Source organism: Stenotrophomonas sp. 220_Sma (assembly GCF_056487375.1).
On record NZ_CM151348.1, the window covers coordinates 2,593,066 to 2,608,143 of the forward strand.

Annotated in this window: 11 protein-coding genes; 8 read left to right on the plus strand and 3 right to left on the minus strand. The window is 66.1% G+C overall.

What is annotated here, in order from left to right:
* Nucleotides 1-116: 116 nt before the first annotated feature.
* Genes ACZLIB_RS12145 through ACZLIB_RS12170 form a run of 6 tightly spaced genes read left to right on the plus strand, consistent with a single transcriptional unit; the run spans nucleotide 117 to nucleotide 8,127 of the window.
* Nucleotides 117-1,556, plus strand: coding sequence for a polysaccharide lyase 6 family protein (locus ACZLIB_RS12145; protein ID WP_478467708.1), 1,440 nt, complete (start codon nucleotides 117-119; stop codon nucleotides 1,554-1,556).
* The gene (locus ACZLIB_RS12150) at nucleotides 1,553-3,781 is read left to right on the plus strand and encodes an oligoalginate lyase (protein ID WP_478467710.1); all 2,229 of its coding nucleotides are present in this window, start codon (nucleotides 1,553-1,555) and stop codon (nucleotides 3,779-3,781) included. The genes ACZLIB_RS12145 and ACZLIB_RS12150 overlap by 4 nt, the downstream gene beginning before the upstream one ends.
* The gene (locus ACZLIB_RS12155; protein ID WP_049461096.1) at nucleotides 3,778-5,082 is read left to right on the plus strand and encodes an MFS transporter; all 1,305 of its coding nucleotides are present in this window, start codon (nucleotides 3,778-3,780) and stop codon (nucleotides 5,080-5,082) included. The genes ACZLIB_RS12150 and ACZLIB_RS12155 overlap by 4 nt, the downstream gene beginning before the upstream one ends.
* A 60-nt stretch (nucleotides 5,083-5,142) precedes the next feature.
* On the plus strand, nucleotides 5,143-5,895 hold the full coding sequence (locus ACZLIB_RS12160; RefSeq protein ID WP_032127243.1) for an SDR family NAD(P)-dependent oxidoreductase: 753 nt from the start codon (nucleotides 5,143-5,145) through the stop codon (nucleotides 5,893-5,895).
* Between the two features lie 14 nt (nucleotides 5,896-5,909).
* Nucleotides 5,910-7,097 (plus strand): GDSL-type esterase/lipase family protein, encoded by a 1,188-nt coding sequence (locus ACZLIB_RS12165; protein ID WP_329892913.1) that lies wholly within the window; start codon nucleotides 5,910-5,912, stop codon nucleotides 7,095-7,097.
* Nucleotides 7,098-7,107: 10 nt separating this feature from the next.
* Nucleotides 7,108-8,127: a sugar kinase gene (locus tag ACZLIB_RS12170; protein WP_423173748.1), complete on the plus strand. Its 1,020-nt coding sequence runs from the start codon at nucleotides 7,108-7,110 to the stop codon at nucleotides 8,125-8,127.
* A gap of 213 nt (nucleotides 8,128-8,340) precedes the next feature.
* Here the strand turns inward: ACZLIB_RS12170 and ACZLIB_RS12175 are convergent, their stop codons facing one another.
* Entirely contained in the window at nucleotides 8,341-9,792 is a 1,452-nt protein-coding gene (locus ACZLIB_RS12175) for a S41 family peptidase (protein ID WP_478467713.1), read from the minus strand.
* An 87-nt stretch (nucleotides 9,793-9,879) separates the two neighbouring features.
* Nucleotides 9,880-11,454, minus strand: coding sequence for a S15 peptidase family protein (locus ACZLIB_RS12180; RefSeq protein ID WP_121503340.1), 1,575 nt, complete (start codon nucleotides 11,452-11,454; stop codon nucleotides 9,880-9,882).
* Nucleotides 11,455-11,606: 152 nt separating this feature from the next.
* On the opposite strand from ACZLIB_RS12180, the gene ACZLIB_RS12185 reads away from it, so the two are divergent.
* Together ACZLIB_RS12185 and ACZLIB_RS12190 are read left to right on the plus strand one after the other, a co-directional pair.
* Nucleotides 11,607-12,911 (plus strand): hypothetical protein, encoded by a 1,305-nt coding sequence (locus ACZLIB_RS12185; RefSeq protein WP_478467715.1) that lies wholly within the window; start codon nucleotides 11,607-11,609, stop codon nucleotides 12,909-12,911.
* A 289-nt stretch (nucleotides 12,912-13,200) separates the two neighbouring features.
* Nucleotides 13,201-13,941 carry a DNA/RNA non-specific endonuclease gene (locus ACZLIB_RS12190; RefSeq protein ID WP_182266108.1) on the plus strand — a complete coding sequence of 247 codons (741 nt, stop codon included), beginning with the start codon at nucleotides 13,201-13,203 and terminating at the stop codon, nucleotides 13,939-13,941.
* 77 nt (nucleotides 13,942-14,018) lie between these two features.
* On the opposite strand, the gene ACZLIB_RS12195 is transcribed toward ACZLIB_RS12190, so the two are convergent.
* A complete protein-coding gene (locus tag ACZLIB_RS12195; RefSeq protein ID WP_369352550.1) occupies nucleotides 14,019-15,056 on the minus strand; it encodes a zinc-dependent alcohol dehydrogenase family protein in 1,038 nt (345 codons plus the stop codon).
* Nucleotides 15,057-15,078 lie beyond the last annotated feature (22 nt).

The window sequence follows — 15,078 nt, forward strand, 5'->3', positions numbered from 1 at the left end:
GCCATTTAATGTGCTTGTGCAGCATGACTTTGCGCCAAAGCTGGCTTACAAAGGACCCCGAAGTGGTATGCAAGTTCACCCTGAAACGACGGCACGGCCGCCTCTGGAAGGATTTCATGCGCATTCGCTCGCTCGTGCGACACCCACTCAACAATTCGTCACTGTTCTGCCTGGCCACTGGTCTGGCAATGTGCCTGACCACTTCAGCGGCAAGTGCAGCCAGCTGGCTCGTCCACGATGTCGCTGAGTTCACTACCGCCGCCTCGGCGCTGCAGCCCGGCGATGAGATCGTGTTGGCTGACGGCACCTGGACCGACGCGCGGTTGCTGCTGAAAGGCCAGGGCACGGCAGCCGCGCCGATCGTGTTGCGCGCGCAGACCGCCGGCAAGGTCGTCCTCAGCGGACGTTCGGACCTGCGCCTGGCGGGTAGCTACCTGCAGGTGTCCAACCTGGTGTTCCGCAACGGCTATACGCCGGGTGATGCGGTGGTGGCGTTCCGCGAATCCAGCAAGGCGGTGGCCCGCCACAGCCGGGTGACCGGCCTGGTGATCGATGACTACACCAACCCCGATGCCAGCGACCAGGACTACTGGGTATCGCTGTATGGCAGCAACAACCGGTTGGATCACAGCCAGCTGCGCGGCAAGACCAACGCCGGGCCCACGGTAGTGGTGGTGCGCGATGCAACCCAAGGCCTGGACAACCAGCACCGCATCGACCACAACTGGTTCGGGCCGCGCCCGGCACTGGGCGTCAACGGTGGCGAAACGATACGCGTCGGCACCAGCGACACCTCGTTGAGCGATTCCAACAGTACGGTGGAGAACAACTGGTTCGAAGGCTGCGACGGCGAGACCGAGATCATCAGCAACAAGTCCGGCGGCAATACCTACCGCGGCAACGTGTTCTACCGTTCGGCCGGCGCGCTCACGCTGCGCCATGGCAACGGCAACCGGGTGATCGACAACGTGTTCCTGGGCGACGACAAGGCCGGCACCGGCGGCGTGCGCATCATCAATGCCGACCAGACCGTCAGCAACAATTACTTCGAACGACTGGCCGGCTCCAGCAACCGTTCTGCGCTGGCGGTGATGGACGCGCAGGCCGATCCGCCGCTGTCCGGCTATGCGCCGGTGGTGAATGCCACGATCAGCCGCAATACCTTCGTGGACGTGGCGAAGATCAGTTTCGGCGTCGGCCATGATGAAGCCAAGGGCATCGTGGTCGCCGCCAGCAACAGCCGCTTCAGCGCCAACCTGATCGTCAACCGCACCAGCAGGAACCCGCCGAATGCCGCCAGTTCGCTGGCCGGCATCGACTTCAGTGGCAACGTGCAGTCACCGGCAGCCAGCACCGTATTCCCGGGCGGCGTAGAGGGGCGTGGCGTCAGCCTGCAGCAGGCTGCCAGCGGATTGTGGGTGGCCGCGCCTGCCCTGCCCGCCGTGGGCGCCGATCCTGCCCTGGCGATGACCGCGCGCGAGGCGACCGGCATCGACTGGTATCCAAAGGTGGGCGAAGTTGCCCTGTCACGCACTCGCAATGGAGTTGATCGATGAGGTTGCAGCCGCTGTTCGTCTCCCTGGCCCTGGCCACCCCCTTTGCCCTGCTGCCGGCCGCGCCGCTGTTCGCAGCCCCCGCTGCCGCAGCGAGGCAGGCCGACACCGCGCCGGTGCTGGTGACCGCAGCGCAGTGGCAGCGGATGGCCAGCGAAGGCGGCCGCTACCCGTGGTTCGCCAAGGAACAGGCGCGCACGGAAAAATCGCTGAAGAAGATGATGAAGGCCGGCATCGACGTGCCGGTACCGAAGGACAAGGGCGGCGGCCGCACCCATGAACAGCACAAGCGCAACTACCAGGCCCTGATGGCGGCCGGCACCCTGTACCGGCTGACCGGCGACAAGGTCTATGTCGACTACGCGCGCGACATGCTGCTGCAGTACGCCAGGCTCTACCCCACCCTGGGCCCGCATCCCGAAGGCCGCGGACAGATTCCAGGCCGCGTGTTCTGGCAGGTGCTCAACGATTCGGTGTGGCTGGTCAACGCCATCCAGGGCTACGACGCGATCCGCGACGCGCTGTCCGCCGAGGACCGCGACACCATCGAATCGAAGGTGTTCCGGCCGATGGCTGAGTTCCTCGTCAGCGAGCCGAAGAACTACGACCAGATCCACAACCACGCCACCTGGGCGGTGGCCGCCACTGGCATGACCGGCTACGTGCTGCGCGACCCTGAGCTGGTGGAGAAATCGTTGCGCGGCAGCCAGAAGAACGATCAGTTCGGCTTCCTTCGCCAGATCGACCTGCTGTTCTCGCCCGATGGCTATTACGAGGAAGGCCCGTACTACCAGCGCTACGCACTGGCACCGTTCCTGCTGTTCGCCAACGCCATCGAACGCAACGAGCCGCAGCGCAGGATCTTCGCGCGCCGCGACGGCGTGCTGCTGAAGGCGGTGGATGTGCTGGTGCAGTCCAGCTATGACGGCCTGTTCTTCCCGATCAACGATGCCATCCTGGACAAGGGCATCGATACCGAGGAACTGGTGGCCGGTATCGGCATTGCCTATGCGCGCACCGCTGACGACCGCCTGTTGTCGGTGGCCCAGCAGCAGAAACGCCTGCTGTTGTCCCCCGAGGGACTACAGGTGGCGCAAGCACTGGCCGCCAACAAGGCCAAGCCCTTCGATTACCGTCCGATGCTGCTGCGCGATGGCCCGGACGGCGACCGCGGTGGCCTGGCGATCCTGCGCATGAACGGCGAACGCGGCCAGGCGCTGGTGCAGAAGGACACGATGCAGGGCATGGGCCATGGCCACTTCGACAAACTCAACTGGCTGTTCTACGACAACGGCAATCCGGTGGTGACTGACTACGGCGCTGCCCGCTTCCTCAACGTGGAAGCCAAGCGGGGTGGCATCTACCTGGCCGAGAACCGCAGCTGGGCCAAACAGACCGTGGCCCACAACACCCTGGTGGTGGACGAACAGAGCCACTTCAAGGGCGACTGGAAGCGCGGCGAGGAGCATGCCCCGCAGGTGCGCTTCTTCCAGGCCGATGCCGATACCCAGGTTGCCTCGGCGACCATGCGCGATGCCTACCCCGGCGTGGTGTTCACCCGCACCCAGGCGCTGCTGCGCCACCCCGACCTGGGCCTGCCGGTGGTGCTGGACCTGCTGCAGGTGCACGGCGACAAGGCCGCGCGCTACGACCTGCCGCTGCACTTCAACGGCCACATCGTCACCACCGGTTTCGAGGCAGAACACTTCCCCACCCAGCGCCCGGTGCTGGGCAAGGACAACGGCTACCAGCACCTGTGGCTGGATGCACGCAGCACGCCCGGCAGCGAACCGCGTTCCCTGGCGTGGCTGCTGGATGGGCGCTTCTACACCTACCGATTCGGCAGCAGTGCGCCTGCGCAGGCACTGCTGGTGGAAAGCGGTGCCAACGATCCGGAATTCAACCTGCGCCGTGAACCGGCCCTGCTGCAACGCGTGGACGGCCAGAAGGACGTGACCTTCTTCAGCGTGCTGGAGCCGCATGGCGAGTACAACGGCACTGCCGAGTACGTGCACGGCGCCGACAGCCGCATCAAGGACATCGTGCGCACCCGCGGCGGCGATGCCGAGGTGATCGAGCTGCGCCTGGCCAGCGGTGCACGCATCGCCCTCGGCGTGGCTGACGACAGCAGCGCCAAGGGCGAGCACAGCGTGACCGTGGACGGCCATGCCTACCGCTGGAGCGGCAGCCATGCGCGCATGGACCGCAGCAAGGGTGACGGAAAATGAACGGCCCTGCCGTGGTGGCCAACCTGCGCAAGGTGCCGGTGCGTTCAGCAGTGCGCTGGTTGATCGTGGGCCTGATCGCCGTCGCTACGGTCATCAACTACATCGACCGCAATGCACTGGCGGTGATGTGGCCGGAAATCGCCAGGGAAGTAGGCGCGACCAAGGACGACTATGCCCTGCTGGTAACGGTGTTCATGCTGTTCTACGCCGCCGGCCAGTTCCTGTTCGGCCGCCTGTTCGACATGATCGGCACGCGCCTGGGGTTCGCCCTGTCGATCAGCGTGTGGTCGATCTCGATCGCGCTGCACTCGATCACCCATTCGATGCTCTCCTTCAGCCTGGTAAGGGCGATGCTCGGCATCAGCGAAGCGGGTGCGTGGCCCGGCGCGGTCAAGGCCAATGCCGAGTGGTTCCCTGCGCGCGAACGCGCGTTGGCGCAGGGCGTGTTCAACGCGGGTGCGTCGATCGGCGCGATCGTCTCCGCACCCGCCATCGCCGGCCTCTATCTGTGGCTGGGCTGGCGCGGCACCTTCGTGCTGGTCGGTGCGATCGGCTTCCTGTGGCTGCTGCCGTGGCTGTTTGTCTACCGCGCCGGGCCGGACAAGCATCCGTGGGTGAGCGATGCCGAGCGCCGGCTGATCCAGCAAGACCAGGCCGGGCAGCAGACAGAGGCGGCGCCCAAAGCCAGCGTGCGCGAGCTGCTGGCCCATCGCCAGAGCTGGGGCATGCTCGCCTGCCGCTTCCTGCTGGATCCTATCTGGTGGCTGTTCGTGTCCTGGCTGCCGATCTATCTCGCTGAAACCTTCGGCTTCGACATCAAGCAGATCGGCCTTTTCGCCTGGGTACCCTTCGTCGGCGCGATGCTGGGCAGCCTCAGTGGCGGCTGGCTGTCGGGTCGCATGATCCGCGCCGGACACAGCGTGGACCGCGCCCGCAAGCTGGCCATCACCCTGGGGTGCGTGATCATGGCCCCTGCCCTGCTGGGTGCTGTGCTGGCCAACCAGCCGCTGCTGGCGGTGCTGGCGATCGCTGCGGTGCTGTTCGGCTTCCAGGTAGCCATCGGCAACATCCAGACCCTGCCCGGCGACCTGTTCGACGGCCGTTCGGTGGGCACGCTGGCAGGCCTGGGTGGCCTGGCGGCGGTCGCCGGCACCTTGATCACCACCTGGCTGGTGCCGGTACTGACCCGCCATTCCTACGCCCCGATCTTCATCCTCGTTGCCGCGCTGGTGCCGCTGTCGCTGGCTGCGCTGTGGTGGTGGACCGGACCTATCCAGAAGCTCGACCGTCGCGGCGGCTGAGCCTGGGTCTCCTTCTTTTCCAAGTACATCCATTCCCCCGCAAACCAAGGAGTTTTCCGCATGTCGTTCCAGGACAAGGTGGCCATTGTCACCGGTGGTGGCCGCGATATCGGCCGCGCCGTTTCGATCAAACTGGCTGCCGCCGGTGCACGCGTCTGCATCAACTACGCCCATGATGAAGCCAGTGCCCAGGAAACGCTGGCACAGATCCAGGCGGCCGGTGGCCAGGCCATCGTGCATCGCGCCGACGTCACCGATGCCGCCGCCGTGGCCGGCCTGGTCGCTGCGGTACAGGCCGCGTTCGGCGAGCGTATCGACCTGCTGGTGAACGTGGCCGGTGGCATGGTGCAGCGTCGGCCGCTGGCTGACATCGACCCGGCGTTCTTCCACGCCGTGATGGACCTGAATCTGACCTCGACCTACCTGACCACGCACGCGGTGGTGCCGCACATGCGTGACGGCGCGGCCATCGTCAACTTCGCCTCGCAGGCAGGTCGTGATGGCGGCGGCCCGGGGGCATCGATCTACGCCACCGCCAAGGCGGCAGTGATGACCTTCACCCGTGCCATGGCCAAGGAGCTGGGGCCGAAGGGCATCCGCGTGAATGCACTGTGCTGCGGCATGATCGCCACTCGCTTCCATGATGAGTTCACCAAGCCGGAAGTGCGCACGGCCGTTGCCGGCGCTACCCCGCTGCGCCGCCAAGGGACACCGGACGAAGCCGCCGACGCTGCGGTATTCCTGGCCTCGGATGCGGCGGCGTTCATCACCGGTGCGAATCTGGACGTCAACGGCGGCACCTACTTCTCCTGACTGGAATCCTGACCATGCAGCGCTGGACGCTCCTGCTTTCATTGACGATCTGTTCCGCCGCGGCCGCGCCTGGCGCGTTGGCCGCACCGGTCTGGGTCACCGCGTGGACCGCCTCGCCGGCACCGGACCGCAAGGATGGCATCGCCGAGGCCCCCGTACAGTTCGCCGCGCAGACCGTGCGCCAGGACATGCGCATCGGCAGCCGTGGCGATGCGTTGCGGCTGCGCATCAGCAACGAACTCGGCACGGCGCCGTTACGGGTCGAGGACCTGCGCGCAGGAGTGAAAAACGGCACGTCCGCCCCTCTGCCGGTAACGGTGGATGGCCGCGCGGTCATCGAGGTGCCGGTGGGTGCCGCGCTGCTGAGCGACCCGGTACCGATGCCGGTGACGCCGCTGCAGGAGATCAGCGTGACGGCCTATTTTCCGCAGCCGACCCGCCCGGCGGTGCGCCGCACCGAAGTGCGGGTAGCGGACGGCAGGCAGACATCGGTTGCCGACAGCGTGCGGCTGAGCTACCAGCAGAACGTGTTCTCGGCCGTGATGGTGCAGCGCGCTGATCGTCCCCAGGTGATCGTGGCACTCGGTGATTCCATCACGGAAGGTGCCACTGCCCGTCGCGGCACCTTCAACCAGTGGCCGGAGCGATTGGCGCAGCGCCTGCAGCAGGCCTGCCCGAACCGGTTCGTGGTACTCAATCAGGGCATCAGCGGCAACAAGCTGCTCGACCATGGCCGCAGCCACAGCGCCCTGTCACGATTGGATCGCGATGTGATTGCGGTGGCCGATGCCGATCAGGTCATCCTGTTCGAGGGCATCAATGACATCCGCCACGGTGGTGGTACGCAGCCGCTGCCTGGACGCAGTGCGGCGGACATGCTGCTGGGCTATCAGCAGGTTGCAGCGCGACTGCATGCGCACGGCATCCGCGCCTGGCTGGGTACGTTGACCCCATTCGGTGGTTCCGAGCGCTACGAGCCCGTGTCCGCAGCGACCCGCACCTCGATCAACCAGTGGGCACGCGGTGGGAAGACCGGGTTCGATGGCATCATCGATTTCGATGCCGCGCTGCGTGACCCGAAGGCCGTGGAATCGTTGCCCAACGACATCACCCGCGACCACCTGCACCCCAATGACGAAGGCTACCGGCGCATGGCCGATGCCATCGATCTGCGCATGCTGGGCTGCACCCCCACCGAATGAGAGAGAACCGATGAGCCGCGTCGTTTGTTTCGGTGAACTGCTGCTGCGCCTTGGCGCACCCGGTCGTGAACTGCTGCTGCAGACACCGCAGCTGCAGGTCCACGTGGGGGGCGCCGAGGCCAATGTGGCGGTCTCACTGGCCTGTTTCGGCCACGATGTGCAGATGGTCAGTACGGTGCCCGGCAACGCGCTGGGCCGGCATGCCGTGGCCGAGCTGCGGCGGCATGGTGTGGGCGTGGCAGGTGTGCGTGAAGTCGACCGAGACCGCATGGGCCTGTATTTCCTGGCCACCGGCGCGCTGCAGCGCGCCAGTGAAGTGGTGTATGACCGGGCAGGTTCGGCATTCGCCAACACTGCACTTGCCGACCATGACTGGCCAACGCTGTTGCGTGATGCGCAGTGGCTGCACCTTTCCGGCGTCAGTCCCGCGCTGGGCGCCAATGTGGCCGAATCCGTCTTGAGCGCTGCACGGGCCGCACGCAGGTCAGGCGTGCGTGTGTCCTTCGACGGCAACTACCGACCTTCGCTCTGGCAGCGTTGGGGCGGCAACGCCGCCGCCATCCTGCGGGAGCTGTTCGCAGAGGCGGATATCGTCTTTGCCGACCATCGCGATATCGAACTGGTGCTGGGACTGCGCTTCGCCGAGGACAGCCCCATCGCGCGGACCGAGGCGGCTGCAGCGGCAGCGTTCGCGGCGCTCCCGCACCTGCAGTGGCTGGCCTGCACCCAGCGCGACGTAGTGAGTGCAGACCATCACATCCTGGGCGCGCTGCTGTTGGGACGCGACGGTACCCGTGCGCAGGCCCCCTCGCGGCCATTGCCCGGTATCGTTGATCGCATCGGCGGCGGCGATGCATTCGCGGCAGGCATCCTGCACGGGCTGGCGTCCGGGTTCGATGCAGAGAGCACCGTGCGCTTCGGTCTGGCGGCAGGTGCGCTGAAGCACTCCATTCCCGGAGACTTCAGTCCCGTGCGCGAGGCCGAGGTCTGGGCGCTGCTGGAGAGTGACCAGTTCGACGTCCGGCGCTGATCTCGCTCCGCCGTACATGCCGCTCGGCCTGGCCAGCGGCACACGCACGCCGACCATGTACTTCAGCAGCGCCATGCCAAGCAATGCACCGGGCGTCAGCATTCAACGACGAAAGGCTCCTGCCCGCGATGGCGGCCTGGCAGGACGGGGTGGCGGGATGTTCATGCGATCCTCTCCTGCGGAATTCAGCCCTGCACGAGGCCCTGCGCGCACTTACAACATCAACAGCCACGCTTCCAGCGCCCGGGTGTCGCGCATGTCGCCCATATAGCGATGATCGGGCACGTGCGGTTCATTCGAACCACGTACCCGCCCACGGAACACCTTCATCGGCACCGAGATCCTGGCCAGCCCGCTGGGCAACCGCTCCGGCCGCACGTCCATGTACAGACTGTCGGCGGAGGTCTCGACGCCCACCTGCACCGCGCCCAGCCGCTTCCAGAGGTCCAATGCATCCAGGCAGGCCGAGCCACAGGAAGCATCGGCCACAACCAGGACCCTGCCCTTGCGCACAGGTCCGGCCTGGCTTGCGGCGGATGCTGGATCTGCGCTGGCCTCGGATGGCTCGCGCCACAAAGCCTCACCCCGGCCGCGAGCCTGCGCCATGCCTGCCGTCACCGATTCCAGCATGCGACGCAGCTCAGGCGACGCGTCGGGCGCCTGTTCCAGCTTCTGCAGGAAGCCGCGAAGCCGGGCGATGTTGCCCTCCGAGGTCCGCCACTCTACCCAGCTGCGGTCGGGCAGCGCATCGACAGCGGCCCGGCCCCAGATCAATCGCGCCAGCTCGATGCTCCATTGCGAAGCACCGCCAGTGTTGCCACGCACGTCCAGCACCACCGTCGGTGCCTGCTGCAGCCCTTCGGCTTGCGGAGCAAGCTGTTCAAGCAGCGCGGTCAGTTCCTTGAAGTTCTGCTCCGCAGGGTCGGCATTGAAGCTGCTGGTGGTGATCCAGTAACTGCCATCGGGCATCGCGTGCCAGCCGTTGGGGGGACGGAAGCTGCGCCGGGCATCAGCCAAGCGCTCCTTGCGCTGTGCTGCCTGCAGCGGCTGCCACCGCAGTGCATAGGATGTCTCGCGTCCGCCCACCTGGAAAACGCAGGTACGCAATGCAGGCACGTAAGGATTGCCCTGTTCGAGCAGCACTTCACCGCCACCCTGGATGCGGCTGGCCTGCAGGTTCCAGCGCCCATTGAAGTCACCCACCCGGCGTGCAGCCAGCGTCTGCGCATCACTGCCATCACACGACAGCAATTGCGCGCCCAGCGGCGGATGGCCCGGACCACCATCCACGGTCATGACCACCTGCGCATCGCCGTCGAAGCCGGTCAGGAAGCCCGGCCACTGCGTTGGAAGATCGGGAGCATCGGCAAGCGCGTTGAGGCTGACATGCCCATCGTTGAAGGAGGCCGCATAGCCCTTCATCGCCCACCAGTAGCCCGGGTAGCTGGCGACCCGTTCCGCGCGCGAGCGTGCAAGCGCCAGGGCATCGTCCAGCTGTGCGCCGAAACCAGGATTGCGCAGGTCCACGGCGCCCGGATGGCTGCCGCGCATGGCGGCGTCGGCAGCGTCCAGATCCTTCAACAGCGTATCCGACCAGTCGATCGGCGCGCCTTGCGCGGTAGGTGCCGCAAGCACTGCACCGAGCAACAGCCATGCAATGACCATGGATTCCTCCCTTCCCCGGAACAAACGCCAGTCTCGCAGTTCTACTGCCTGGCGTACCGCGCCCGCCGCAACGGGCGCGGCCTTCCATCAATGCAGCGGCACCTTCAACACCGAAGGCGCATTGGCCGGCGAACTGAAAGTCACCGTGCCACCCAGCTGGCTGATGCCCGCGTACCGCAGGTCCACGGTGTCCACCACCAGGGTCAGGCGGCTGCCGGCCGGAAGGTTCCAGCTGCTGGCTTCCAACCGCAGGTCGATGGTCTTCGCCTGCCCCGGCGTGGCACCACGCAGCGTATAGGGCTTGTGGCTGATCAGCTGGCCGTTGCCCAGCACATCCTCGGCGTACAGGTAGGCGTACAGCGTGGTGTTGGCGCGGCTGGGCGTGACGGTCAAGCGTACCTCCGGCGTTCCATCCAGGCGCTGCGCACTCCACTGGATCGGCCCCTGCCAGACACCTGCGGCGTTGCGGCCCACGAAGGGCACATAGGCACCGGGCGGCAGGTTGATCATCTGCAATGCACCGGAGGCCATCGCCACGCCGGAATTGGCGGCGGTCAGCAGCCCGCTGCCGATCCGGTAACTCCAGCCGGTGCTGCTGCCGCTCGCGACGAGGCCGCCCGTGGGCAGCAGAAGTCCTTTGGGTGCGCTCAGCGCATAGCTGACAGCGCCGGCATTGGTCGCCTGCCAGTTCGGATAGGTACTCCAGCTGCCCTTCTGCGATTTCAGCTGTACTGCAGGCTGGCGGTCGATGCCATTGGCTTCACCCTTGAGGTAATGGTCGAACCAGTCGCCCACCGAATCGTAGACCTCGTTGGGAACACCCAGAGCGCCAAAGGCTTCGTTGAGCGCATGATCGCCGTGGCGCAACTGCAACTGCTTGGGGCCTTTCAACCGGGTGAAGAAATCGACCAGCTGGCCCGGCGGGAACAGGCTGTCGTTGAAGGCGTTGGCGAGGAACACCGCTGGCTGGTTGGCGTTGATCTCATCGATGCTGGACCCGGGGCTGCGCTGCGCCGCCACCGGCAACAGCGAATCCACCGCGCCCTGGTAGTTGCCGACCAGTACATTGCGATTGATGGTCGTCAGTTCCGGTCCCGGGCGGCCGGTGGCCAGGCCGGCTGCCACCAGCAAGGCGATGCCCTGCGCGCTGGGGGTGTCGTTGCTGTACAGCGAGGCCTGCAGATCGGCCCAGCCGCTCAGCGCCGCCACGGCCTTGATGCGTGGATCGCGCGCCGCCGCCAGCAGGCTGGTGCCTGCGCCGTAGGAGATGCCCGAAACGCCGATCCGGGCCGGATCGGCGCGGGTGTTGTCCAGCGCCCAATCAATCAGGGCGCTGACATCTTCGACCGTGGCTGGCCCTGCGATGTCGATGCTGCCGCCGGACTCCCAGAAACCCCGCGAGCTGTAGCTGATCACCACATAGCCGCGCCGCGCCAGCGACTGCGCCACCCCCACATACTCCACGCTGGGTACCGCCCAGCTGCTGGGCATCACCAGCAGTGGATAGCGCCCGCTGCCCGCGTCCTGCGGTTCGATGACAAAGGCCCCGAGAGGCGTTCCATCCCAGCTGGGAATGGTCCGGTGGGTGGTCTTGACCGTAGCGGCCCAGGCGGTGGGCGCCAGTCCGGTCAGCAGGATCAACAGCAGCAATACCTTGCGCATCGTCGTCTGTCCCCGTCGGTGGTGGTGCAACGGGTTGGACCGTACCAGTGCGAATGGTGGGTGGCACCTTGCGACGCAACATGACGTTCGCTGCATTGCCGGCCTATGGGATCGATGCTATGAGAGCTGGGCCCCAAGGATGAATGGACGTCATGAGGTCACGCTTCCTGCTCTTCGCTGTACTGGCGCTATGTGCGCAACGAACCGTGATGGCCAGCGAGCAGGCGTTCTCCGACGCGGCGGCCCGCGAGGTCTTCCGGCGCGCCGAACTGCTCTGCAATGGAGACCGGGGTCGATTGTGGGGTCAATCCCTGTGCGGGCCGATGATGCTGGTGGATCCAAAGAGCCGGCAGGTCATCGCCTCGCAGGCAGACGCGCATGGTGCGCTGAAGGAGCGCGGCAATGTGTTCGCAGGCCAGCTTCCGTCTGATGCGATCGTCGCCAACACCGCCGTGGACTGGTCCGGCACACGCTGGACGCAGCTGCTCTGGCCATTGCCGCAGGACGCGTCCCTACGCAGCACGCTGCTGGCTCACGAAATGTTCCATCGCCTGCAGCCGGCGCTGCCCATCATCGCACCGGCGGCAGGTGGAAACGAACACCTCGATACGCTTGAAGGACGCTACTGGCTGCAACTGGAATGGCGCGCGCTTGCGGACGCACTCGAATCCACCGATGCAGTAGCGCAGCACACTGCGATGACGGACGCACTCGCATTCCGCGCCGAGCGCTACCGCCGGTTCCCTGCGGCCGCGCAGGAAGAAGCGGCGCTGGAATTGAACGAGGGCCTGGCCGAGTACACCGGCGTGTTCGTCGGCAATCCGACGCCGTCGACACGTATCCAGGCGGCACTGCATGACCTTCGCGCACACGTGGGTGATCGCAGCTTCGTCCGCTCTTTCGCCTATGCCACCGGCCCGGCCTATGGCCTGCTGCTGGACCAGGCGGCACCTGGCTGGCGCGGCGACCTCGCCCACCAGGCTCGCGATCTCGGCACGCGTCTGGCCGAAGTGACGCAGGCCCCATTGCAGCTGGACGCGACCGCGCTGGGAGCGGCTGCCGCGCGCTATGACGGGCCGGAGCTGCACGAAGCCGAAACGCTGCGCGAGCAGCAGCGCCTTGCGCAGCTGGAACACAACCGTGCGCGCTTCGTGACAGGCCCGGTCGTGCGCCTGGATCTGCGCAACATGCGCATCCAGTTCGATCCCAACACCATGCAGCCGTTGCCAGGCCAAGGCATGGTGTATCCAGCAATGCGGCTGTCCGACATCTGGGGCAGCCTGGATGTCACCGACGGTGCGTTGCTGCACAGCGACTGGAAGGTCGTATTCGTGCAGGCCCCGGCAAGTGCTGAACCGCCACTGGAGGGGCCGGGGTGGTCGCTGAGCCTGAAGCCGGGATGGTCGCTGGTGCCGGGAACACGCAAGGGCGACTACGTGTTGAAGACGAACCCCTGACCATCGCTACAGGCAGCGCGATGTCCTAGCACGCCTGCGTTTCATCCACGCGCCGCATGATCTGACACATCTCCAGTGCTTGCGCGCTGTCACAGCTTCGTCGTTTCGCCATTGACCGAAAGACGACAGCTTGTGACGCTTACGACACCGCACGGCCTCCGCGGCCCTGTCATCGCGGTCACGTCCCACGCATTCCGCACTACCCGACTACGCAGTGTCCTCACATGACCTCGCTCCGGCCCGGTCGTGGCGGACGGCTGCGTCCTGAATCCTCTGCTGGAGAATCGCAATGCGCCTTGCAGGTTTTTTCTTCGCGTTCGTCCTCAGTACCTTCGCCGGTGCCGCCCAGGCCCAGGTCGTCACCCTCAACAAGGGCGGCTTCGTGCTCACCTACGACTGCAGCATCCACAGCGCCACCCGCTACGAGTACACGCTCACCGCCGACACCGGCTCCGCCGCGCGCCCGTCCAGCTTCTACAAAGACCCCGACCTGCCGGCCGGCTGCCTCGGCCAGAACAGCACCGCGTCGTATGCCAGCATCCGCAGCGGCTATGACCGCGGCCATCTGGTGACCTCCAACCACATGGACTACAACGCGACCTACATCCGTCGCGCCAACTACATGTCCAACATCGTTCCGCAGGTTTCCAGCTTCAACCAGGGCATCTGGGTGAAGGCCGAAAACGTGGCCGAGTGCTACCGCGACATCGCGCCGGTGGATGTCTACGGCGGCGTGGTCTACGGCGACGCGTCCAACGATTACTTCCTTGCCAGCCACGGCATTCCGACCCCGGAGTTCTTCTGGAAGACGATCATCACCCGCGATCCGAACACCGGCACCGCCAAGGCGATCAGCTGGATCATCCCGAATGAAGCGAACCTGGGCAGCCTGGACAGTTACCTGGTGACCATCGCCGACCTGGAGGAGCTGCTGGGCGCCAGCTATGTGGCGATCAATGCGCCCGCTTCGTTGAAGAACATGCTGCCGGCCACCACTTGGCCGCAGCCGGCGGGCTGTGATCTGAGCTGAGCTGCCAGGACGCCCGTGCGGTCGGGATTCCGGCCGCACAGGCGCACTTCGCCTGGACAGGCACGGCGCAGTTGGATTCAGTGCTCTGCCACCTGCACCACCACTTTGCCGAACGGCCCCTGCTGCAGTGCTGCCAGTGCCGCAGGCAGGCCGGCGAACGAATGCACGCTGTCGATGACAGGCTGCAGGCGCTCGCGTTCGATGAAGACGTTCATCGCCTCGAAGGCCTGGCGATGGCCAACCGAAACCCCCTTCAGCGTCGCGCGGCGCAGCATGAGAGGAACCGCCGGCATGTGCAGGTCGGGATCCTCGAGGAAGCCGATCTGCAGGATGTGCCCGCCCACTGCGAGCGCCTCCACGCTCTGGGCGAGGTTGCCGCCTCCCAGCAGCTCAAGCACATGATCGACGCCCTGCCCTCCGCTCAGCTCCATCGCTCGCGCGCCCCATGCAGGATGTTGCCGCGTGTTGATCGACGCCCATGCACCCAGCCGTTCTGCAAGGGCAAGCTTGCTGTCACTGCGTGAAGTCACGATTACCCGGGCTCCCAGCCGCTGGGCGAACTGCATCCCGAACAAGGAAACGCCACCGGTCCCCTGCACAAGCACGGTCTGGCCAGGAGCGAGTTGGCCGGCCTCGACCAGTGCAAACCAGGCCGTCAGCGCCGCCACCGGCAACGTGCTGGCCTGCAGGTCAGACAACGAGGGGGGCGTAGCGACTGCCACGTCCTCCGGCAGCACCACATACTCCGCCAGCACGCCCGGCAGCGGACCGCCCAGGGACAGTCCGTGCTGCAGCATCTCGGGCGGAGGCGCGCCATCGAGCCACTGCGTCCAGAAATTGCCCATCACCCGCTGGCCAACGCTGAAGCGTCGCGCTGGGCTTCCGGTTTCGACAATGACGCCGGCCATGTCCGAAGCGGGAACAAACGGGTGTGGCAGCGGACCGGACAACAGTCCGCCGTCGATCACCAGGCGATCGCGGTAGTTGAGCGACACGGCACCGACCTTGACCAGTACCTCACCAGGGCCTGGCCTGGGAATGGGGCGCCGTACGCAGCGCAGGTGAGCAAGGCCCGGGGCATCGAGCTCCCAGACCTTCATGGTCGAAACAGACATGGGAAATCACTCATTGGCGCGC